Here is a 20,112-nt window from a genome sequence, read left to right as displayed (position 1 = left end):
TTGTTAAATGCTAAAAGGATCCATTTTATTGGTATTGCGGGAACTGGAATGAGTGCTTTAGCATATATATGCGTAGAAAGAGGGTATGAAGTTTCTGGGTCTGATATTCAAGAAAATATTTCTACTATAAGACTTAAATCTAAAGGGGTAAAGATCTATAAAGGGCATAATCCTGAAAATGTGAATAATGTGGATTTAGTAGTTATATCTTCTGCTATTCCTCCCGATAATGAGGAATATGTTTATGCTAAGGAGAGAAATATTCCTATACTTCATAGGAGTGATCTTCTTGCCGACTTGACAAAAGAGAAGAAATCAATAATTGTAGGGGGAGCTCATGGAAAGACTACAACAACCTCTATGATTGCTTTAGTACTTGAGAATAATAAAATAGACCCTACTATATTGGTAGGTGGGGAACTTGAAGATATAGGAGGTAATGCAAAACTTGGAAATGGAGAATATTTAGTGGCTGAAGGAGACGAAAGTGATGGCTCTATTTTAAAATTAGATCCTTATATCCTTGTAATTACCAATATAGATAATGACCATCTTGACTATTATAAGAGCTTGGAAAAAATCAAAGATACATTCTTGAAAGTAATAGAAAAGGTGCCTAAGGGTGGTTTTGCAGTTTTAAATTTAGACTGTGAAAATGTCAGAGATATAATTAGAAAAATTAAAAATAAAGAATATTACACTTATGGTTTTTCTAACGCTGATTTTAAAGCAGATAATATAGTCCTCAACCTCTCCGGGTCAGAATTTGATGTTTATTTTAGAAATGAGAAATTAGGAAGGGTAAAGTTAAGAGTGCCAGGAAAGCATAACATATTAAATTCTCTTTCTGCTATTGCGGTATCAAAGATTTTGGGTTTAGATTTTGAGACAACCACCAAAGCTCTTGAAAGATTTCAAGGAGTGCAAAGGAGAATTCAGCTTAAGGGGATTATTGAAGATGATATTTTAGTCTTTGATGATTATGGACATCATCCTACAGAAATAAAGGCTACCTTAGAAACATTGCGACTTTATAATAGAAGGTTAGTGGTAGTTTTTCAGCCTCATAGATATACAAGGACGTATTTCTTAAGCAAAGAGATTGCTGAGGCTTTATCCTTAGGTGATGTGATTATTTTGACTGAGATATATTCTGCAGGAGAAAAACCTATTCCTGGTGTTAGTAGTAAAAATATTTATGATGAGATAAGAGAAAAATATCCTAACCTCGAGGTGTATCTTGTGGATAATATTATTGAGGCAGCATCTAAAGCAAAAAGTATTTTGAAAAAAGGTGATTTATTACTTACTCTTGGGGCTGGAAATGTATGGAAAGTGGGGGAAGCTTTACTTGCTCGGGGTAGAAAAGATGCTAATTTGGAATATTCTCAATAAATATAATTTTAAATCCAAAATCTATAAAGATGTGAATTTATCTCATTATACCTCTTTTAAGATTGGGGGAAAAGTAGACTTATTCATTATTCCATATTCTTGGGAAGAACTTATCTTAATTCTTCAAATTCTTAAAGAGAATAATATCCCAACAAAAGTAATGGGACAAGGTACTAATATTCTTGCACCTGATGAAGGGATTAAAGGAGCAGTAATTAGATTGAATCAGAACCTGGGGAAAATCAATTTTGTAGATAATAGCCATCTGGAAGTAGAATCGGGATGCTTAATCTCTAAATTAATCTCTTTTATGGTTGAAAAAAATATGGGTGGGCTTGAATTTATGATAGGTATTCCTGGAACTATAGGAGGAGCGGTGATGGGCAATGCTGGAGCCTTTAGAAAAGCTATAGGTGATTTTGTAGAGGGAGTCTATGTTTTAAATGAACATTTTGAGGAAATGTTTTTGGGCAAAAAAGAACTTAATTTTAATTATAGAAGCTCAAACATTCCAAAAGACTGGATTATTAAAAAAGTGCTGTTAAGATTAGAGGAAAAACCTAAGGAAGAATCTTTAAAAGAGATTAAGTTTTTTATAAAGGAAAGAAGTAAAAAGCTTCCTAAATATCCGTCTGCTGGGAGTGTATTTAAAAATCCTAAGGAAGGACCTGCAGGATATTTTATTGATAACTTAGGTTTTAGAGGCTTTAGTATTGGAGATGCTATGGTTTCTTATGAGCATGCAAACACTATAATAAATGTTGGCAGGGCAAGAAGTAAGGATGTTTTAGAGATTATAAATATTATAAAAGACAAAGTGAAGGAGGCCTATGGTATAGATTTGGAGCCAGAGATTATTATTTGGTAACATGAAAAAATTTTTACTTGTTTTTTTTATACTTTTAATAGTCATATCCTCTACTTGGATCCTCTATATAAGAATAGATCCAAAAGTTGATGAGCTTTTAAATGTAATAAGAAAGGATTTAAAGTTTAGGAATATTTTATTTGTAAGCTTATTAGTTCCTAAGATAGAGCAAAAATATAATCTCATTATTACTAAGATAAGCTATATACCATGGGGAATATATGTGAAGTATGATGAAGCAAAAACTTTACTCTATGTTGAATTTAATAAAAAAAACTACTACTACAATCAGAAATTTGCAATAATGAAAAAATATGCACCTTTTGATGGTACAATAAAAATAGAAGGAACAAATGATATAGGACTTATACAGGACATACTCAGAAATTTTGGATTTTTTAGAATCCATAGAATTAAGTTTTATGATAAATATTTTGAAATATACGGAGAAGACTGTATTTTAAAAATTAGTCTTGAAGATTATCAGGAAAAAAAGAGATATATCATGGATATTGTAAAGAATTTTAATTTGAAAGGAAAAACCTTAGATTTTAGATTTCGTATTCCTTTCATTGGAGGAACTTAGATGTCAGATTTTATAGGGGCTATTGATCTTGGATCTACAAAAGTTGCAGTAGTAATTGCCAATTTAAGTGAAAAAAATGAGGAATTAGAATTAATTGGATTTTCTATGATACCATCAAAGGGTATCAGCTATGGGGTTATTAATGACATTCAGGAGGCAAGCGCTTGTATAAAAGAGGCAGTACAAAGGGCAGTAAGAATGGCAGGAATAAGAAGTATTCCTAAAATGATAGCTACTATAAGTGGGGAAAAAATCACAGCTATACCAAGTAGGGGTATGATTATTGTTAAAAGCCGGGAGCAAGAGGTAACAGAGTCTGATGTTAGAAGAGCAATTGAAGCTGCAAAAGCTACGTCAATTCCAGAAGATAGAGAAGTCATATATCATGTAGTACGAGGTTTTAGGCTTGACGGACAAAATGGTATTATGAATCCTATAGGAATGATAGGGACACGGCTTGAGTCAGACTTGTTATTGGTAACCCATGATAAGGTTCAGCTAAGAAATATTATAAATGCTTTTCAAAAAGCAGAAATAAATATAGAGGGTTTTATTCCCCAAGAAATTGCAGCTTCGGAAGCTGTATTAACACCAGAAGAAAAAAATTTGGGGGTAGTTTTAGTAGATATTGGAGGAGATCTAACAAATCTTGCTGTTTTTAAGGAAGGATATCTGTATGCTATTGGAATATTGAAGTTGGGAGGGGAAAGAATTACAAAAGATATTGCAATAACTTTAAAAATACCTACCGAGGAGGCAGAAAGGGCAAAAAAGATCATAGGTACACTTAAGGAAGAAAAAGAAGAATCCTTAGAAGTGATGTCTTTACAACAGAAAAGAATAAAAATTAACACCTCTCAGGTTAGAGAAATTATTCAGCCAAGAGTAGAGGAAATTTTAGATTTTGTCTTGAAGAAATTAGAGGAGTTAAATTCTCCAATAGAATTGATTCCAGGGGGCATAGTAATTACGGGTGGTACTGCACTTTTGGATGGATTAGAAGAGTTTGCTCAGGAGTATTTGAAAGTACCTGTGAGGGTTAGTCGTAGTCTTCGGGTTTATAATATTTTTGAAGAAAAAGATGCTGTTTTTTATTCTTCAGCTGTAGGCGCTTTGGAAAGGATTACAAGGACAGTTTCTACAGATGAAAGTAGTAAAAATTTCCTTGACTATTTAAAGGAAATATTTAAAAATATATTTAGTCCTTTTAAGGAGTAAATATAGGGGAAGGTGGTGTATTATATTGTTCTCACTGTTGTCAGACAATTTAGATAAATTTGATGAGATGAGAGCAAAAATTAAAGTTATTGGTGTTGGTGGGGGAGGAGGAAATGCTGTTAATAGGATGATTGAGGCTGGAATTCAAGGAGTTGAGTTTATTGCGATAAATACTGATGTTCAGGTTCTTGCCTTAAATAAGGCTCCTCATAAGGTTCAGATTGGAGAGCAAGTTACCCAAGGACTTGGAGCAGGTGGCGACCCTAAGATTGGAGAGAAGGCTGCCATTGAGAGTAGAGATATAATTAAAGATATTCTTCAAGATGCTGACATGATTTTCATTACTGCTGGAATGGGAGGGGGTACAGGTACAGGTGCCTCTCCAGTTATTGCTGAGATAGCCAAAGAAATAGCTAAACTTGTAATCGCAGTAGTCACTTTACCTTTTAGTTTTGAAGGAAGAAAAAGAAGAGTAAATGCTATGGAAGGTATTGAAAAGCTAAGAAATAAGGTTGATACTTTACTTATTATTCCTAATGATAAGTTATTAAAGATTGGTGATAAAAATACTCCAATATTAGAGTCTTTTAAGAAAGCAGATGAGGTTCTGAAACAAGCGGTACAAGGTATTACTGAGCTTATTACTGTTCCAGGACTTATTAATTTAGATTTTGCAGATATTCAATCTATAATGTCAAGAGCGGGTACTGCCTATATGGGTATAGGTATTGGAAAGGGAGAAAATAGGGCTAAGGAGGCGGCACAAAATGCTCTTCATAGTCCTCTTTTAGATTTTTCTATAAATGGAGCTAAAGGTGTTATATTTAATGTAACTGGAGGCTTAGATCTCTCTATTCATGAAGTAGAAGAAATAGCAGAAGTAATAACCCCAAAAGTAGATCCTGAGGCAAACATAAAATTTGGTGCAGTTATAGATGAGAATATGAAGGATACAATAAAAGTCACCTTAATTGCTACTGGTTTTGATCATCAAGAAGAGGTAGTGAGTCAGGAAGATAGTACTAAAAGAAAAGATTATACTAGTATTTCTGAAGAGGACTTAGACATACCAGCAATTCTAAGGAGAAAAAGATTAATTGAACTGGAACATAAAAAAGGAGATAATCAATCTTAGAGAAAAAGAAAAAGGATTTAAGTTAACAAAAAGGGGTGGAGATGTAAGTATACTACTAATATATCCAAATGCTTACTCTGTTAGCATTAACAACTTAGGATATGTAGGTATTTATGAAATCTTTAACAAGTGTCAGGGGATTCTTTGTGAAAGAGCTTATATACCTAATGATTGGAGGAAAAGAACTGACTTTAGACTTTATTCTATAGAAAGTTTTAAATCTTTATCTGAATTTGACGCTTTAGCTTTTTCTGTAAGTTTTGAATTAGACTTCCTTAATATTGTCTACATCCTAAGCAGAGAAAATATTCCTCTTTTCTCTTACGAAAGGGATGACTCTTATCCATTAATTGTAGGTGGAGGTATAGCTTTAAGTGCTAATCCTGAACCTCTTGCAGATATTTTAGACATCCTATTTATAGGAGAAGGAGAAGAGCTGGTAAAGGAATTTTCAGAATATTTAATTTTTAAAAAAGAAAAAAAACTAAACAAAAAAGAATTTTTTGAAATCCTGAAGAATGTCGAAGGTATTTATATTCCTTCTGTGGAACAGAAATTACCTATCAAACGAAGAATATATTTAAACTTTGAAAATGATCCCATGGTCTCTCCTATAATATCTGAAAATGCCGTATTTTCAAATATGGCCTTGTGCGAATTGGTTAGAGGGTGTAAATATCAATGCAGATTTTGTCTTGCTGGTTATTTTTATAGACCCTATCGATCCTCTACTATAGAAGTGATAAATAAAAAGTTAAAAGAGTTTTATGATTTTTCGCCTAAAATTGGATTAATTGTCCCTGCTATTGATCCTAACTTAAACTTGAGAGAAATTGAAAATATGTTCTGTAATGGGGAAGTACTCCTTTCTTTTTCTTCCTTAAGGCTTGAAGATATTAATGAAGATTTGCTTAGTTTAATTGAGAAATCAGGACAAAAAACTGTGACCATAGCTCCTGAGACAGGAACAGACAGATTGAGAATAGTCTTGAATAAGGGCTTTTCCAATGAAGATATATTAAATTTTGTGAATAAATTGAAAAATTACAAGATCAAAACCTTGAAATTATATTTTATGCTTGGACTTCCTACAGAAAAAAGTGAAGATATAGAAGGTATTTATTCCTTAGTAAGAGAGATAAGAAAATTAAATCCCAAAGTAGAAATAAGTGTTAGTTTCTCTACTTTTATACCTAAGCCTCACACACCTTTTCAATGGGAGAAAATGGAAAATGAAGAGTATATTGTTTCTACGCAGAAAGTTTTATCCGAGAAGTTGAGGGAAATTAAAAGGGTAAGAATAGAGATGGAAGATTATTTTTGGAGTTTTTGGCAAGGAGTTTTTAGTAGAGGAGACCGGAATTTAAATAAGCTTTGGAAAGAGATATATGAGAACAAGGAGATTTCTGTTTCAATTCTTAAAAAGTTTATGAGGAATAATGAGGATCTTTTTTTGAACTATCTTAATAAAAAAGACAAAAATGATGTTTTGCCATGGGATGTGGTAGATACAGGGGTGAGAAAGGACTATTTATGGAGGGAAAGGGAAAAAGCATATGAAGGAAAGCTAACTATGGCATGTAGAAAAAATTGTAATGCTTGTGGAGTATGCACATGATCTGGAGATCTAAGCTTTTGAGTGAGTTTTCTGAAATTTCTCATGGGTTTGTTTCTTATCCTTTTTCTTTTCCCTTTAAATTTGGTTTTCGTTACCTGTATAATTATCTCAGGTTCTTTTTTCTAATTAAAGTGCCTTCTGGGAATTGGATTTTCGCAGATCAGGTACATGGTGATAAAATATACTTAGTCAAAAAAGAGGTAAACAAAATTTTTCCTAAGATTGCGTATAAAACCGATGCCCTTCTTAGTTTGGAAAGAAAAAGACCATTAATCATGTTTTTTGCTGACTGTATGCCCATTTATATATATGTTCCCAAAATTAAACTTGTGGGGTTAGTACATTCAGGCTGGAGAGGCACCATAAGAGACTTTCCTTTGAAGGTTATTAAGCATATAAAAGAAAGTTATAGTATAGATTCTAAAGAGATTTTAATAAGTGTAGGTCCAAGTATTCATTCTTGTTGTTTTGAAGTAAAAGAAGACTTTATAAGTCAACTTCCTAAGGAATATAAAAAGTTCATAATAACAAGAAATCACAAAACTTTCTATGACCTCGTAGAGCTGGTAAACTATCAATTCAAAAAAGAGAATATTCCAGATTCAAATATAGAAATTTCTCATATATGCACTTTTTGTGACAAAAATTTTTACTCTTTTCGTAGAGATAGAAACTCAAATAGAAATTTAGGATACATCTTTTTAAAATGACCTTATATAGAGAAGATTTTTACAAAATTCAAAAAAATAAAAGACTATTTAGACCTAAAAGATTTTTGATTTTATTAATAACATTGGTAACTTTTGCTTTAGTTATTTTTCTTATCACGAGATGGAAAGAGAACTATGAGATTATAGGTATATTTGTTTTTGATGAGCAAGTTCTTAGAGCTCCCTTAGATGGGATTCTTAGGACTAATGTTAGAGAAATGGAAAAAGTAAGAGTAGGACAGGTAGTTGGATATATTGAAGATACAAATAAAAGAACTTCTCCTGAGGAAGACATTTTAGGAGATAAATATAAAGACACATTAAAAACCTTAGATGAAATAGGAGAAAAAATAAATCTTTCTATAGATGAACTAAGGATTGAGGCTTTTTTAGGAGATTTTAGTAGGTACAATGAGATTGTAGAAAACATAAAAAGGTTATCCTTTTTGAGGAAGGAGTACATCATCAAGCTAGACACAATTTATGAGGAACTTCAAAAACTTAAGAAGAAATATGAAAATTTAATTATCTCAGAAAAATCTGGCTATGCAATTTTTCATATAGATAACCTTGTTAAAAATGACTTAAAGTGGAAGACTCTGGCTTGGGAGGATTTAAAAAAAGCAAGATATTCGTATTATTTAAACCGGAAGGTAAAAAAAGGTGAAATAATTGGAGTTATTAGAGATTTTCCTCCTAAGTATTTAGTCCTTTTCTCTAAAGCCCCTTTTGAAAGAAATAAATATCTAATAATTAATTGTAATGATAGGATTATAATCAAGGTAAAGATTTTAGAAGTAGAAGTTTTAAAAAATTTTTACAAAATAAATACTTTACCAATTGAGATTGACAATATAATATTAAAAGAGAGAATAATTAAAGGAAGGGTGTTAAAGGTTCTTTAGTATGAATGATCTTTCCTTCATAGCAGAAAACTGGAAAAGAGTTCAAGAGAGGATAATAAAGAAAGCTGAAGAGTGTGGAAGAGATCCTTCTGAGATTTCAGTAGTTGCTGTTGCTAAAGGATATCCTCCTGAATATATAAGAGAGGCAGTTAAGATAGGTATAAATAAAATAGGAGAGAATAGAGTTCAAGAGGCAGAGAAAAAGATCTCTTTACTTTCAGATCTTCCCTGCGAGTGGCATATGGTGGGACATCTTCAAAGAAATAAAGTGAAAAAAGCGGTAAAAATGTTTTTTCTGATACACTCTGTAGACTCTCTTGATCTTGCAGAAGAAATTAACAAACATGCAGGAAAGGAAGGAAAAAAAGTAGACATTCTTTTACAATTAAATCTTTCCAAAGAACCTACCAAACATGGTTTTAAGGAAGAAGAGTTTTGGAGAACATATGAGAAAATCTTTGCGCTTAAAAATTTAAACATAAAGGGACTTATGACTATAGGACCGCTTACACAAGACAAAGATGCAATTAGAGAGGTCTTTAGAAAACTATATAATATATGGAAAAAACTTATAGAATTAACAAAGTTAGATCTCCCTTATCTCTCTATGGGTATGTCTGAGGATTTTGAAATAGCTATAGAAGAAGGATCTAATCTTTTGAGATTAGGTAGAATAATATTTCAAAAAGATTTTGAGGTGAGAAGATGAAAAAGATTCTTTTAGTAGAAGATGATAAAGGGATTGTAAATTCTTTGACTCTCTTACTTAACAAAGAGGGATACGAGGTAGAAGTTGCATATGATGGGGTAGAGGCTTTAAACAAATTTAAACTATTCAATCCAGATCTTGTGCTTTTAGATATTATGTTGCCTGAAAAGGATGGCTGGGAGGTATGTAAGGAGATAAGAAAAATAAGTAATGTTCCTATCATTATGCTAACCGCGAAAGACGAAGAAGTGGATAAAGTATTAGGATTAAAGATGGGAGCTGATGACTATATTACTAAACCTTTTGGTGCAAAAGAACTTTTGGCAAGGATAGAAGCAGTACTTAGAAGGTATCAATCAGATTTATCAAAAAGTCAAAAAATTGTGGCCCCTCCCTTTGAGATGGACCTTGTGAAAAGGACAGTAAAAGTAAAAGGAAAAGAAGTTAATTTGTCCTATAGAGAGTTTGAGATTTTGAAGCTTCTTCTTTCTTCTCCAGGGAGAGTGTGGACTAGAGATATGATAATAAAACACATATGGGGTGAGAACTTTTGGGGTGAACCCAGAGCAGTAGATGTATATATAAGATGGTTGAGAGAAAAGGTAGAAGATGATCCAAGTCATCCTAAATATATTATTACTGTTAGGAACTTAGGATACAAATTCCAGGAGGGGAATGAAAATAAGCAAGGTTGAAGAAAGATGGAAAGTACTTACTGAGAATGTTCAACTTGGTATCCTTATTGTGGATAAGGATGGTGTTGTAGTTTTTGCCAACAATAAGATAAAAGAGCTATTTGATATTCAAAATAATAGTAAGAATAATAGAAAACTTATAGAGTTAATACCTGACTATGAAATTGATGATCTTTACAAAAAAACTCTTGAAAGTAAAACATATAATAAAACCAGTTTAAATTTTTGGGGAAAGGAAAAGAAATATCTTGAGGTTGAGGCTTTTTATCTAAGTGGAAATCAAGAGGTTTTATTGATTATTAATGATTATACCCCTCTTCATAGAATGGAAGAGAATTTTAAAGAGTTTCTTGGAAATGCCTCTCATGAGTTAAGGACTCCTTTAACGTCGATCCAAATATTAATTGATTTGTTTTCTGAAAAAAAGATTACTCTAGATGAAATATACAATGAGTTTTTTCCACATTTGAGAAAAGAAGTGGAAAGGATGTCAAAACTTGTGAGTAATTTATTAAATCTGTCTAGACTTGAAGCAGGAGTGATAGACTTACAGCTTAAAGAGGTAAATCTTACGGAAATAGTAATGGAGGTTATAGATAGATTAACTCCACATATTTCTAAGAAAAATTTAGAAGTAAATTTGAAAATTCCTGAGAAGCTCGTTATAAATGCTGATCCTCAACACCTTGATACTATAGTTTTTAACATTGTTGAGAATGCAGTAAAATATACTCCTCAAGGGGGGTTAATAGAAATAGGGGTCAATGAAAATGAGGACAATGTAATTCTCTGGATTAGAGATACTGGTATTGGAATACCTGAAAAAGACTTAAATAGAATTTTTGACAGGTTTTATAGAGTTAGTAAGTCAAGGACTAATGAAGATGGATTTAGTACAGGCTTGGGACTTTCTATAGTAAAAAAATTAATTGAAAGGCATGGGTGGACTATTAGAGTAGAAAGCAAAGTTAATAAAGGAACAAAGTTTGAGATTATAATCCCTAAAAGAAAGGAAGGAATAGAAAATGGTTAATGTCTATCCCTTCACAGCATTTAGGTTCAATTCAGAACTTCCTATCAATGATCTAATCTCTCCCCCTTATGATGTTATTCCTAAGGAAGATAGGGAGAAATATTTGAAGAAACATCGATATAACATAACTCATTTAACTTTGGGAGATTCATCTCCCATTGACTATAGGGAGATAAAAAATCTTTTTTTAAAATGGATTGATTCTCATATATTAGTTAGCGAGAGTCCTGGTTTTTATTTATACAAACAGGAATTTCAGTGGGGAGATAGAGATGAGTATAATTACAGTATAATTGTTTTGTTGGAATTGGAACCTCTGGGTGAGAATATACTGCCCCATGAACATACTTTTTCTGGCCCTAAACTTGATAGGCTTGAACTTTTAAGAAATTTAAGAGCTAATTTAGAACCAATTTGGGGTATATATGAGGACAAAAGTAGTATGTTGCGAAGTATTTGGATAGAAATTGAGAAAGAAGAACCTATGATTAAAGCTCACAGTTGGGATAATAGGAATCATCTTATATGGAAAATAGAAAAGGCGGAGCATGTTAACCTAATTATGAACTTTTTCGTAGATAAAAAAATTCTAATTGCTGATGGTCATCATAGATATGAGGCTTCATGGCTTTATTATAGTGAAGTTAAAGATCCTAATGCTAAATATATCATGATTTTGATGACTGACTTATATGATCCTGGAATTAAGCTTCTTCCAACTCATAGGATTTTAAAAGATATAGAAATTGAAATTAATGATCTTAGAAGATATTTTGATCTATATTTAGAGGATAATAAGATTGAAAATTTGGATTTGCTTTTTAGACCCAATAATCCCTATATATATTATGTGGTAAATAATAAGATTTTTAGATTAGTACCTAAGATTAACTACATGAAAGAAAATAAAGAGCATTCAGAACTTTGGTGGGTTTTACCTACTACTCTTTTACATAAAGGTATATGGGAAGGAACTCTTGGAAAAACGGAAAATGAATTACAGGAGAGAGGATTAGTAAGATTTTCTCATGATGTAAAAGAGGTTAAGAGTTTACTATATAGCGGTACCTATAGATCGGCCTTTGTATTACCTTCCATACCTATTGAAATGGTATATACTCTTGCTATTAATAGAGAACGTCTTCCTCAAAAGTCTACTTATTTTTATCCAAAACCTGTTTCTGGATTAATTTTGTGGAAAATGAATGGTTGATCTAAATGAAAAGAAGAGAAATAAAACTAATATTAGTTGTAGTTTTGTTGACTTTTATAGGATTTCTCTTTATATATGATACTACTGCTACTCGTCTTATAGCAAAAGAACTTTCCCCATATGTTTTTCTACAGAGACAAGTAATAGCTTTTTTAATAGGCTTAGTTTTTTTTGCATTCTTTGCCACTACCTATTATCGATTATGGGAAAGGGTGTGGAAGTACGTATATGTAATCAATCTGTTTCTTTTGGTTATGGTGATCTTTTTTGGAAAAGAAAGCTTAGGGGCACAAAGGTGGTTCTCTATATTTGGTTTTTCTTTTCAACCATCCGAACTTTCTAAACTTCTACTTGTAATATCCCTTTCTGGATTTTTAACTAACTTAGATTATGAGAAGAAAACTCTTGGTTTGAGAGAATTTATTCTTACTCTCGTATTAGTTATTATTCCTTTTATTGTTGTAATGATCCAACCTGATTTAGGTACTGCAATTGTCATTTTTGCGACAGGGATTTTTATGATATTCTTATCAGAAATTTCTGTTAAATATTTCTTGAGATTGATTCTACTTGGTTTATTATTACTTCCTTTTTTTTGGTTAATATTAAAACCCTATCAGCAGCAAAGAATAATTACTTTTTTAGACCCAATGAAAGATCCTCTTGGAAGTGGATATCAAGTAATACAATCGCTAATTGCTATTGGTTCTGGGGGTATTTGGGGTAAAGGATGGTTTCAAGGAACCCAAACTCACTTGAACTTAATACCAGAACAACACACTGATTTTATCTTCTCAGCTATAGGAGAAGAATTTGGTTTTATAGGAAGCCTTTTTGTGGTTTTCCTCTACTATTTACTTTTCAGATATACTTGGGAGATTTGGGGGAGTTTAAAAGATAAGTTTGGCAAATATATAGTAGGAGGCATACTTTTTTGCTGGTTTTTCCAAACTTTTATAAACTTGTGTATGGTTTCAGGAATATCACCTGTAGTGGGTATCCCTTTGCCTTTTATAAGTTTTGCAAGAACTTCACTTATCACTAACTATGCTATGTTAGGCCTAATAGTAAACATTTATGTAAGAGGAGAAAGGCAACTAATATGATAGATGTAGACAGGTTACTTTCAGATGTAGAAAAACCTTCAAGGTACATAGGAAACGAGCATAATATTGTGATAAAAACTTGGAGCGATATTAAACTGAAAGTTGCTCTTGCTTTTCCAGATTTGTATGAAATCGGCATGTCTCATTTGGGTTTCCAAATAATATATTATCTTTTAAATAGAAGAGAGGACGTTCTTTGTGAGAGGGTATTTGTTCCTGGAATTGATCTTGAAAGAAAACTTAGAGATGAGAGAATACCTTTATTTACTTTAGAGACAAAAAGACCTATTAATGAATTTGATTGGATAGCTTTCAGTCTTGCCTATGAACTAACATACTCAGGAATTATTACCATACTTGATTTAGCTAATGTTCCTGTTTTTTCTAAAGAAAGAGCTGAGAGTCACCCTCTAATAGTGGCAGGAGGCCCTACAGTTTTAAATCCTGAACCTATAGCAGATTTCTTTGACATTATTTTTATTGGGGAAGCTGAGGAAGCCCTCGATGAAATAGTGGATATTTATATTAAGTGGAAAGAAGAAACAAAGAGGTCTAAAGAAGAACTTTTTAAGGCTCTTTCTAAAGTTGAAGGGGTATATATACCATCTCTATATGAAGTAGAATATAAAAATGGTAAATTTTTTAATTTGACCCCCAAATATGATTGGACTCCAAAAGTAATTAAAAGAAGGATTGTTTATGATCTTGATAATACATTTTTTCCAACGAAACCTCTTGTTCCTCTTCAACAGGTAGTTCACGATAGGGGTTTTGTAGAAATTATGAGGGGATGTCAACGAAATTGTCGATTTTGTTTTGCAGGTTATATATACAGACCTAAGAGGTATAGGAGTGTGGAAAAGATTATAAATTATGTACGGGAAATAATTAAAAATACTGGTTATGAGGAAATAAGTCTTCTCTCTTTAAGTAGTAGTGATTATCCAGAGATAGAAAGGCTTGTTAATTTGCTTACTGAAGAATTTTCTAAAGAATTAGTAAGTTTTTCTTTACCCTCTTTAAGGGCTGATAATTTTTCCTTATCTCTTGCTGAGAAAATTTCAAAAGTAAGAAAATCAGGACTTACTTTTGCTATAGAATCTGGAAGTGAAAGATTAAGGAAAGTAATTAATAAAGGGTTAAGAGAAGAAGACTTTTTAAAAACTCTTGAAATTGCTTTTCAAAAAGGTTGGAATAATATAAAACTGTACTTTATGCTTGGTCTTCCCACCGAAACTAATGATGATATTTACCAAACTATAGATTTAGTTTATAAGATACTCAAGTTAAATAAAAAGGTAAAACTACATCTTAGTTTTTCTGTGTTTATACCTAAACCTCATACACCTTTTCAATGGGAAAGATTTGAAGATAAAGGTATAATAGAAGCAAGAAAACAAGTTCTTTTTAAGCATTTAAATAAAAAGAAAAATATTGTCATAGATATCCATGACTACAATATGAGTTTTCTTGAAGCAGTGTTTTCTCGAGGGGATAGAAGATTAGCTAAAGTAATTTTTGATTCATGGAGTAAAGGTAGCAGGTTGGAAGGATGGAAAGAGTATTTAAATTTAACTCTTTGGAAAGAAGCCTTTAGTGAAAATAATATTGATCCTACAACTTATACAAGAGAAATAGACATAAATGAGAAGCTTCCATGGGATCACATTTTTGTTGTCTCTAAAAATTACTTAATAAAAGAAAGGGAAAAAGCACATAAAGGCTTAGAAAGTGGAGCATGTGAGTGGAAAGTCTTGTGTGACTTTTGTGGAGTAAAACATGGAGAATAGAGTAGTCTATCGATTAGCTTTTTTTAAGTTGAATCTTTTAAAGTATGTAGGAGCTAATGATTTTCTTAATTTTTTGGGACGTGCTCTAAGAAGAGCGAATATCCCTGTAAAATATTCCGAAGGATATAATCCAAGACCTCTTATATCTTTAGGTTTTCCTTGTCCTGTAGGAGTAGAAAGCAGAAGAGAATACATTGATTTAACTCTGCAAGAAGATATGGAGGAAAAAGAACTGATAAAAAAGCTCAATGATCAAATTCCTAATGATATAAGATTTTATGAAGCCTACAAAATTAAAAAATCATCTCTTATAGAGGATACTTATGGCATTGACTACGAATTATATATTTTTACTCATTTAAAGGATCCTTTTCTTCTTGAGTTTAAAAATTTAGATTCTTTAGAGCATAGAAAAATATTAGCAAGGAGAGGAAATAGTATTAAAGAAATAAAACCCTTTGACTATATTAAAGAAATTTCGTATCAGAATTTAAGAGATAATATATTTTTGATTAAATTAAAAACTATTAAATTAGAAAACACCATACTTCGAGGGGAGGAATTTCTTGAGCTTTTTTATATAAAGCCCGTATTAATAAAACAAATAAGAGAAGTGATATTAAATGTATAAGCTTTTTATAACAGATCTTGATGGAAGTATAATAGATGGGTCAGAAGTTATTTCTACTAAGAATCTTAAGGCTATAAAAATATTAAGAGAAAATAATATTGAAATAACTATTGCAACAGGAAGAAGATGGTCATCTATCTCCAAAATTGTGGAACCTTTGAGTTTAACTCTTCCTGTTATACTTTACAATGGGGCTGGAATTTATGATCCATTAAGAAAATCTTTTTTATATTTGCAGCACCTTTCGAAGGAAGAGGTGATTGGAGCTTTAAAGGTTATACACTATTATTTAAGTTTTGTTAAATTAGGAATTTACCACGATGATAAACTATATGAAGATAGTGAGGCTTTAGAATTTCTGAAAGACAATAAAAATGGAATAATCAAGATTTTTATAGAGGGAGAGAAAGAACTTCTTAAAGAATTGAAAAATAGATTAGAAAAAATTTATTTAAATGTAGTTTTTTCCTCTTATAAATACTTAGAAATTCTACCTAAAGGGGCTTCAAAAGGAAAGGCACTGAAAAAACTGCTTAAAAATTTGGATATAAAATTAGAGGAAGTTATAGCTCTTGGGGATTACGATAATGATGAAGAGATGCTCAAGCTTTCAGGTTTAGGCATAACTTTGAAAAATGCTTCTGAAAGATTAAAGAAGATTGCAGACTATGTTATTGATGCTTCTCCTTCTGAGTCTGTTCACTATATAATACAACAGGTGCTTAATTTTGAAAGGAGGTAATTGGTCAATGATACTTACTGTAGTTACCATTAATAGTTTAGAGAATGCAGAAAAGATAGCAAATGTACTTTTGGACGAAAAACTTTGTGCTTGTGTAAACATAATTCCTGAAGCAAAATCAATTTATATTTGGCAGGGAGAAAAAAAAGTTGAAATGGAAGTAATCATGTTGATAAAGACTGAAAAGAGTAAGTTCTCAGAACTTGTTAAAAGGATAAGAGAATTACATCCTTACAAGTTGCCTGAAATAATAGGGATTCCAATAAACTATGGTTTACCTGAATATTTAGAATGGATAAAAAGTTCTCTTCAATAGATGAATATTTTATGCACGAAGCAATTAAAGAAGCAAAAAAAGCGCTAAGGAAAGGAGAAGTTCCTGTGGGAGCAGTTATAGTTTATAACGGACAGATAGTAGGAAGAGGGTATAATTTAAAAGAGAGCAAAAAGAATCCGATTTCACATGCAGAAATGATTGCTATAGAGAAAGCAGCTAAAAAACTAAAAGGTTGGAGACTTTGCAATTGTACTTTATATGTGACTTTGGAACCTTGTATAATGTGTTTTGGTGCTATTCTGAATTCACGTATAAGTAGGTTAGTTTATGGAACTGAAAACAGAGAAGAGGGCTTTACACAATTTGTAAATATTAGGGATTATAAAAAATGGAAAGACATAGAGATAATTTCTGGAATTAAAAAGGATGTATGCGAGTCTTTGCTAAAGGAGTTTTTTAAAGATATGCGGAGTTCACGTTCATGAATTTTTATGATAAAATAATAGGGAATGGAGAGGTGGCTGAGTGGACGAAGGCGCTCGCCTGGAGAGCGAGTAGACCGCGAAAGCGGTCTCGTGGGTTCGAATCCCACCCTCTCCGCCATATTTTTATAAAGGTGAGTTATGAGTAGTATTAGGGAATTGTTGAGTACTTCAAGTGTGGTTATAAGTTTTATTGTAGGCTTTTTAGCTGCATATGCAGTGATCAAAGAAGTAGATTTTTCGAAAATTTTTAAAAATGAAAAAAGTATAGGAGCTTTTATTGGCAAAGTAATATTGTTTTTCTTTATTACGTCTTTTATTTGGGTTCTTTTGAGTTCTTTATTTATACTTTTAAGAATTCAAGAATGAATCCCAGGGCTATGCTTAGGTGGGGAGCTAGCGGTGCCCTGTACCTGCAATCCGCTATAGCAGGACCGAAAGGCCACCCGAGGTATGGTCTTGTGGGAATAGGAGGAGAAAAGGAAGCTATGAAGGTTAGGAACTGTGCACTAAGGGTGCCTCGAACCCCGCCAGGTCCGAAAGGAAGCAACGGTAAGAGGTGGCTCTTAGGTGCCGCAGTGTACCTGACTGGAGCTTACCTATCTCTTTCTACCCGTAGGGCCATATCGACGGTGGAGGCATAGCCCTGGGCTCCGATTGAAGATATGTGGACAGATACGCACGTACATTTAAATGATGAGCGTATTTATCCCCAATGGAGAGAATACGTAGAGAGAGCAAAGAAAAATGGAGTTGTTTCATTCTTTGTAGTAGGATATGATTGGGAGTCTAGTTTGAGAGCTAATCACTTAAGTATTTTTGAAGGAATTTATTCGATTATCGGTGTTCATCCTCACGAATCATCAAGCCCATATGTAGATGAATTAGATTGGAAAAGTTTGGTGACCGAAAAAACTCTTGCTATAGGAGAAATAGGACTTGATTACTATAGGCTTCATTCTCCAAAGGAAAAACAAAAAGAAGTTTTTTCGAGGTTTATTCAATTTGCTAAAGAAGTTAATAGACCAATTGTAATTCACTGTAGAGATGCTTGGAAAGATCTTATTGACATAATGAAAGCTGAGAAGGTATGGGAAGTAGGGGGAATAATGCACAGCTATAGTGGAAGTTATGAAACTTTTAAGCTCGTTTCTGAATGGAATTTCTTATTTAGTTTTTCTGGTCCTATAACCTATCCTAACGCTAAAAATTTGAGAGAGGTTTTGAAAAAAATTCCCCTTGAATACATTGTTATAGAGACTGATGCTCCATATTTACCGCCTCAGTCTTGTAGAGGAAAAATGAATGAACCAGCTTATTTACCTGAAATTGCTGAAAAAATTTCTGAATTGAAAAATGTAAGCTTGGAAGATTTATCTATTAAGTTTAGAGAAAATTTAAAAAATTTATTTGGGAAAGAAATATGAGTGAAATTGTCTACTGTTTAGGGAGTAGCTTATACCTAAACATAACAAATAGATGTACTAATCGATGCGTATTTTGTATCAAAAATTTTACAGATCAGGTTGGAAACAAAAGGTTAGTACTTGATAGAGAACCGTCTTCAAAAGAGATAATAGGATCCCTCAATAAGATAGATTTGAGGACTTATAAAGAAGTTGTGTTTTGTGGGTTTGGAGAACCTCTTATTAGGGTAGAGGTTGTAAAAAGTGTGTCAAGGTTTATAAAAGATATGTTCCCTCATCTCCCTATAAGAATAGATACGAATGGACATGGTAATGTTTTTAATCAGAGAAATATTCTACCTGAAATTGCCCCTTACATAGATGCTATCTCCATAAGTCTAAATGCAGAAGATAAAGAGAAGTATGATAAAATATCCCGACCTGTTTTCAGTGATGCTTACAATGCAGTAATTGAATTCATTAAGCTTTCAAAGATATACATAAAAGATGTAGCAGCTTCGGTAGTTAACTTACCTACGGTTGACATTGAAAGGTGCGAAAAAATAGCTAAAGATTTGGGAGTGAAGTTTAAAGTAAGAGAATTTGTAAAATCATTGTAAGTATGTTACCTTCATATATTACTCTTTACAAATCTGGAGAACTCAAAAAAAGAGTAAACTTTCTAAAGGAAATACTAAAAAATTGTACTCTTTGTCCTAGAAAGTGTATGGTAAACAGAGAGAGGGGGGAACTTGGATATTGCAAAGCACCTTATAAACCGGTTATATCTAGTTATTTTCCTCATTTTGGTGAGGAAAAGATCTTGGTGGGTAAAAATGGTTCTGGAACCATATTTTTTACCTTTTGTAATTTAGGATGTGTTTTTTGTCAGAATTACACTATAAGTCATTTAGGAGTGGGAGAGGAAATGTCAACAGAAGACCTTGCTTACATAATGATATATCTCCAAAATCTTGGATGTCATAATATCAATTTAGTTACTCCCACCCATTTTATTTCTCAAATAATAGAAGCCTTATTAAAAGCTATTGAATTTGGTTTGAAAATTCCTATTGTGTACAATACAAGTGGTTATGAGAGCTTAGAGACGCTTAAATTACTTGATGGAATAGTTGATATTTACATGCCAGACATCAAGTTTTATTATCCTGAGACTGCTAAAAAATTTGCAAATGCAGAAGATTATCCTGAAGTAACTAAGAGTGCTTTGAAGGAAATGTATAGACAAGTTGGAAATTTAATTCTCAACGAAGAAAACATAGCCTTAAAGGGTTTAATTATAAGACATCTTTTAATGCCCAATCATATATCAGAGTTAAGGGAATGGTTGATTTTTATTAAAAAAGAATTATCTACTGAAGTTTTTATTAACATAATGGAGCAATATCGTCCTCTATATATGGCTTATAAATATCCTGAGATAAACAGAACTATAAATTATAAAGAATATCAAGAAGCTATTAGCATAGCTAAGAATCTGGGTTTTAAAAATTTGTATTTATATTAAAAAAAGATCCCAATACCCTCTTGCAAAGTTAGAGGGGGATGTGGTAGAATTTAAAGCGCCCGATG

General features: G+C 32.2%; 22 protein-coding genes, 1 tRNA gene and 1 other RNA gene. All 24 read left to right on the top strand.

Annotation, left to right across the window (positions count from 1 at the left end; translation table 11 throughout):
* The 24 genes from murC (at position 1) to ACP5QL_RS07985 (ending at position 20,047) form a co-directional block, all read left to right on the top strand.
* Complete coding sequence (gene murC, locus ACP5QL_RS08100) at positions 1 to 1,395, top strand: UDP-N-acetylmuramate--L-alanine ligase (RefSeq protein WP_012583606.1); 1,395 nt, start codon at positions 1 to 3, stop codon at positions 1,393 to 1,395.
* Positions 1,370 to 2,263, top strand: a complete 894-nt coding sequence (gene murB, locus ACP5QL_RS08095) for a UDP-N-acetylmuramate dehydrogenase (RefSeq protein WP_428126816.1) — start codon at positions 1,370 to 1,372, stop codon at positions 2,261 to 2,263. The genes murC and murB overlap by 26 nt, the downstream gene beginning before the upstream one ends.
* 1 nt (position 2,264) lies before the next feature.
* The gene (locus ACP5QL_RS08090; protein WP_273334488.1) at positions 2,265 to 2,849 is read left to right on the top strand and encodes a hypothetical protein; all 585 of its coding nucleotides are present in this window, start codon (positions 2,265 to 2,267) and stop codon (positions 2,847 to 2,849) included.
* Positions 2,850 to 4,067: a cell division protein FtsA gene (gene ftsA, locus ACP5QL_RS08085; protein ID WP_012583603.1), complete on the top strand. Its 1,218-nt coding sequence runs from the start codon at positions 2,850 to 2,852 to the stop codon at positions 4,065 to 4,067.
* A 25-nt stretch (positions 4,068 to 4,092) separates the two neighbouring features.
* Positions 4,093 to 5,202, top strand: a complete 1,110-nt coding sequence (gene ftsZ, locus ACP5QL_RS08080) for a cell division protein FtsZ (protein ID WP_012583602.1) — start codon at positions 4,093 to 4,095, stop codon at positions 5,200 to 5,202.
* Positions 5,165 to 6,820, top strand: a complete 1,656-nt coding sequence (locus ACP5QL_RS08075) for a radical SAM protein (RefSeq protein ID WP_428126810.1) — start codon at positions 5,165 to 5,167, stop codon at positions 6,818 to 6,820. Before ftsZ ends, ACP5QL_RS08075 begins: the two co-directional genes overlap by 38 nt.
* Positions 6,817 to 7,530 (top strand): polyphenol oxidase family protein, encoded by a 714-nt coding sequence (locus tag ACP5QL_RS08070; protein ID WP_428126806.1) that lies wholly within the window; start codon positions 6,817 to 6,819, stop codon positions 7,528 to 7,530. The genes ACP5QL_RS08075 and ACP5QL_RS08070 overlap by 4 nt, the downstream gene beginning before the upstream one ends.
* Positions 7,527 to 8,435, top strand: coding sequence for a hypothetical protein (locus ACP5QL_RS08065; RefSeq protein WP_428126803.1), 909 nt, complete (start codon positions 7,527 to 7,529; stop codon positions 8,433 to 8,435). The genes ACP5QL_RS08070 and ACP5QL_RS08065 overlap by 4 nt, the downstream gene beginning before the upstream one ends.
* A gap of 1 nt (position 8,436) precedes the next feature.
* Positions 8,437 to 9,144: a YggS family pyridoxal phosphate-dependent enzyme gene (locus ACP5QL_RS08060; RefSeq protein ID WP_272995606.1), complete on the top strand. Its 708-nt coding sequence runs from the start codon at positions 8,437 to 8,439 to the stop codon at positions 9,142 to 9,144.
* Positions 9,141 to 9,839 (top strand): response regulator transcription factor, encoded by a 699-nt coding sequence (locus tag ACP5QL_RS08055; RefSeq protein WP_428126798.1) that lies wholly within the window; start codon positions 9,141 to 9,143, stop codon positions 9,837 to 9,839. The genes ACP5QL_RS08060 and ACP5QL_RS08055 overlap by 4 nt, the downstream gene beginning before the upstream one ends.
* The gene (locus tag ACP5QL_RS08050) at positions 9,820 to 10,872 is read left to right on the top strand and encodes an ATP-binding protein (protein ID WP_428126794.1); all 1,053 of its coding nucleotides are present in this window, start codon (positions 9,820 to 9,822) and stop codon (positions 10,870 to 10,872) included. The genes ACP5QL_RS08055 and ACP5QL_RS08050 overlap by 20 nt, the downstream gene beginning before the upstream one ends.
* On the top strand, positions 10,865 to 12,085 hold the full coding sequence (locus tag ACP5QL_RS08045) for a DUF1015 domain-containing protein (protein ID WP_273334495.1): 1,221 nt from the start codon (positions 10,865 to 10,867) through the stop codon (positions 12,083 to 12,085). Before ACP5QL_RS08050 ends, ACP5QL_RS08045 begins: the two co-directional genes overlap by 8 nt.
* A 5-nt stretch (positions 12,086 to 12,090) precedes the next feature.
* Entirely contained in the window at positions 12,091 to 13,191 is a 1,101-nt protein-coding gene (rodA, locus tag ACP5QL_RS08040) for a rod shape-determining protein RodA (RefSeq protein ID WP_273334497.1), read from the top strand.
* The gene (locus ACP5QL_RS08035; protein WP_272995612.1) at positions 13,188 to 14,981 is read left to right on the top strand and encodes a TIGR03960 family B12-binding radical SAM protein; all 1,794 of its coding nucleotides are present in this window, start codon (positions 13,188 to 13,190) and stop codon (positions 14,979 to 14,981) included. The genes rodA and ACP5QL_RS08035 overlap by 4 nt, the downstream gene beginning before the upstream one ends.
* A complete protein-coding gene (locus tag ACP5QL_RS08030) occupies positions 14,971 to 15,612 on the top strand; it encodes a TIGR03936 family radical SAM-associated protein (protein ID WP_012583592.1) in 642 nt (213 codons plus the stop codon). The genes ACP5QL_RS08035 and ACP5QL_RS08030 overlap by 11 nt, the downstream gene beginning before the upstream one ends.
* Positions 15,605 to 16,354, top strand: a complete 750-nt coding sequence (locus ACP5QL_RS08025; protein WP_272995613.1) for a Cof-type HAD-IIB family hydrolase — start codon at positions 15,605 to 15,607, stop codon at positions 16,352 to 16,354. The genes ACP5QL_RS08030 and ACP5QL_RS08025 overlap by 8 nt, the downstream gene beginning before the upstream one ends.
* A 7-nt stretch (positions 16,355 to 16,361) precedes the next feature.
* Entirely contained in the window at positions 16,362 to 16,670 is a 309-nt protein-coding gene (gene cutA, locus ACP5QL_RS08020; RefSeq protein WP_012583590.1) for a divalent-cation tolerance protein CutA, read from the top strand.
* 11 nt (positions 16,671 to 16,681) lie between these two features.
* Positions 16,682 to 17,116, top strand: coding sequence for a nucleoside deaminase (locus ACP5QL_RS08015; protein ID WP_272995615.1), 435 nt, complete (start codon positions 16,682 to 16,684; stop codon positions 17,114 to 17,116).
* Positions 17,117 to 17,142: 26 nt separating this feature from the next.
* Positions 17,143 to 17,234: transfer RNA gene (locus ACP5QL_RS08010), tRNA-Ser, on the top strand.
* Positions 17,235 to 17,254: 20 nt separating this feature from the next.
* The gene (locus ACP5QL_RS08005; RefSeq protein ID WP_012583588.1) at positions 17,255 to 17,482 is read left to right on the top strand and encodes an ABC transporter permease; all 228 of its coding nucleotides are present in this window, start codon (positions 17,255 to 17,257) and stop codon (positions 17,480 to 17,482) included.
* Between the two features lie 9 nt (positions 17,483 to 17,491).
* Positions 17,492 to 17,757: signal recognition particle sRNA large type (gene ffs, locus ACP5QL_RS08000), an RNA gene on the top strand.
* A gap of 21 nt (positions 17,758 to 17,778) precedes the next feature.
* On the top strand, positions 17,779 to 18,540 hold the full coding sequence (locus tag ACP5QL_RS07995) for a TatD family hydrolase (RefSeq protein WP_012583587.1): 762 nt from the start codon (positions 17,779 to 17,781) through the stop codon (positions 18,538 to 18,540).
* Positions 18,537 to 19,139, top strand: a complete 603-nt coding sequence (locus ACP5QL_RS07990; protein WP_012583586.1) for a TatD family nuclease-associated radical SAM protein — start codon at positions 18,537 to 18,539, stop codon at positions 19,137 to 19,139. Before ACP5QL_RS07995 ends, ACP5QL_RS07990 begins: the two co-directional genes overlap by 4 nt.
* Positions 19,140 to 19,345: 206 nt before the next feature.
* Positions 19,346 to 20,047, top strand: coding sequence for a radical SAM protein (locus ACP5QL_RS07985; RefSeq protein WP_242603770.1), 702 nt, complete (start codon positions 19,346 to 19,348; stop codon positions 20,045 to 20,047).
* Positions 20,048 to 20,112: the final 65 nt, after the last annotated feature.

The sequence above is a fragment of the Dictyoglomus sp. genome (genome assembly GCF_049968615.1).
GTDB lineage: Bacteria > Dictyoglomota > Dictyoglomia > Dictyoglomales > Dictyoglomaceae > Dictyoglomus > Dictyoglomus turgidum.
Note: the sequence above shows the minus strand (reverse complement) of the source record. Positions and strands in the feature narration are given on the sequence as shown.

What these genes read in the sequence shown, in the direction of transcription:
- rodA (WP_273334497.1), top strand. Translation starts at nt 12,091, where the DNA reads ATGAAAAGAAGAGAAATAAAACTAATATTAGTTGTAGTTTTGTTGACT.
- ACP5QL_RS08015 (WP_272995615.1), top strand. Translation starts at nt 16,682, where the DNA reads ATGCACGAAGCAATTAAAGAAGCAAAAAAAGCGCTAAGGAAAGGAGAA.
- ACP5QL_RS08090 (WP_273334488.1), top strand. Translation starts at nt 2,265, where the DNA reads ATGAAAAAATTTTTACTTGTTTTTTTTATACTTTTAATAGTCATATCC.
- ACP5QL_RS07995 (WP_012583587.1), top strand. Translation starts at nt 17,779, where the DNA reads ATGTGGACAGATACGCACGTACATTTAAATGATGAGCGTATTTATCCC.
- cutA (WP_012583590.1), top strand. Translation starts at nt 16,362, where the DNA reads ATGATACTTACTGTAGTTACCATTAATAGTTTAGAGAATGCAGAAAAG.
- ACP5QL_RS08065 (WP_428126803.1), top strand. Translation starts at nt 7,527, where the DNA reads ATGACCTTATATAGAGAAGATTTTTACAAAATTCAAAAAAATAAAAGA.
- ACP5QL_RS08050 (WP_428126794.1), top strand. Translation starts at nt 9,820, where the DNA reads ATGAAAATAAGCAAGGTTGAAGAAAGATGGAAAGTACTTACTGAGAAT.
- ftsA (WP_012583603.1), top strand. Translation starts at nt 2,850, where the DNA reads ATGTCAGATTTTATAGGGGCTATTGATCTTGGATCTACAAAAGTTGCA.
- ACP5QL_RS07990 (WP_012583586.1), top strand. Translation starts at nt 18,537, where the DNA reads ATGAGTGAAATTGTCTACTGTTTAGGGAGTAGCTTATACCTAAACATA.
- ACP5QL_RS08025 (WP_272995613.1), top strand. Translation starts at nt 15,605, where the DNA reads ATGTATAAGCTTTTTATAACAGATCTTGATGGAAGTATAATAGATGGG.
- ACP5QL_RS08045 (WP_273334495.1), top strand. Translation starts at nt 10,865, where the DNA reads ATGGTTAATGTCTATCCCTTCACAGCATTTAGGTTCAATTCAGAACTT.
- murB (WP_428126816.1), top strand. Translation starts at nt 1,370, where the DNA reads ATGCTAATTTGGAATATTCTCAATAAATATAATTTTAAATCCAAAATC.
- ACP5QL_RS08070 (WP_428126806.1), top strand. Translation starts at nt 6,817, where the DNA reads ATGATCTGGAGATCTAAGCTTTTGAGTGAGTTTTCTGAAATTTCTCAT.
- ACP5QL_RS08060 (WP_272995606.1), top strand. Translation starts at nt 8,437, where the DNA reads ATGAATGATCTTTCCTTCATAGCAGAAAACTGGAAAAGAGTTCAAGAG.
- ACP5QL_RS08005 (WP_012583588.1), top strand. Translation starts at nt 17,255, where the DNA reads ATGAGTAGTATTAGGGAATTGTTGAGTACTTCAAGTGTGGTTATAAGT.
- ACP5QL_RS08055 (WP_428126798.1), top strand. Translation starts at nt 9,141, where the DNA reads ATGAAAAAGATTCTTTTAGTAGAAGATGATAAAGGGATTGTAAATTCT.
- ACP5QL_RS08030 (WP_012583592.1), top strand. Translation starts at nt 14,971, where the DNA reads ATGGAGAATAGAGTAGTCTATCGATTAGCTTTTTTTAAGTTGAATCTT.
- ACP5QL_RS08035 (WP_272995612.1), top strand. Translation starts at nt 13,188, where the DNA reads ATGATAGATGTAGACAGGTTACTTTCAGATGTAGAAAAACCTTCAAGG.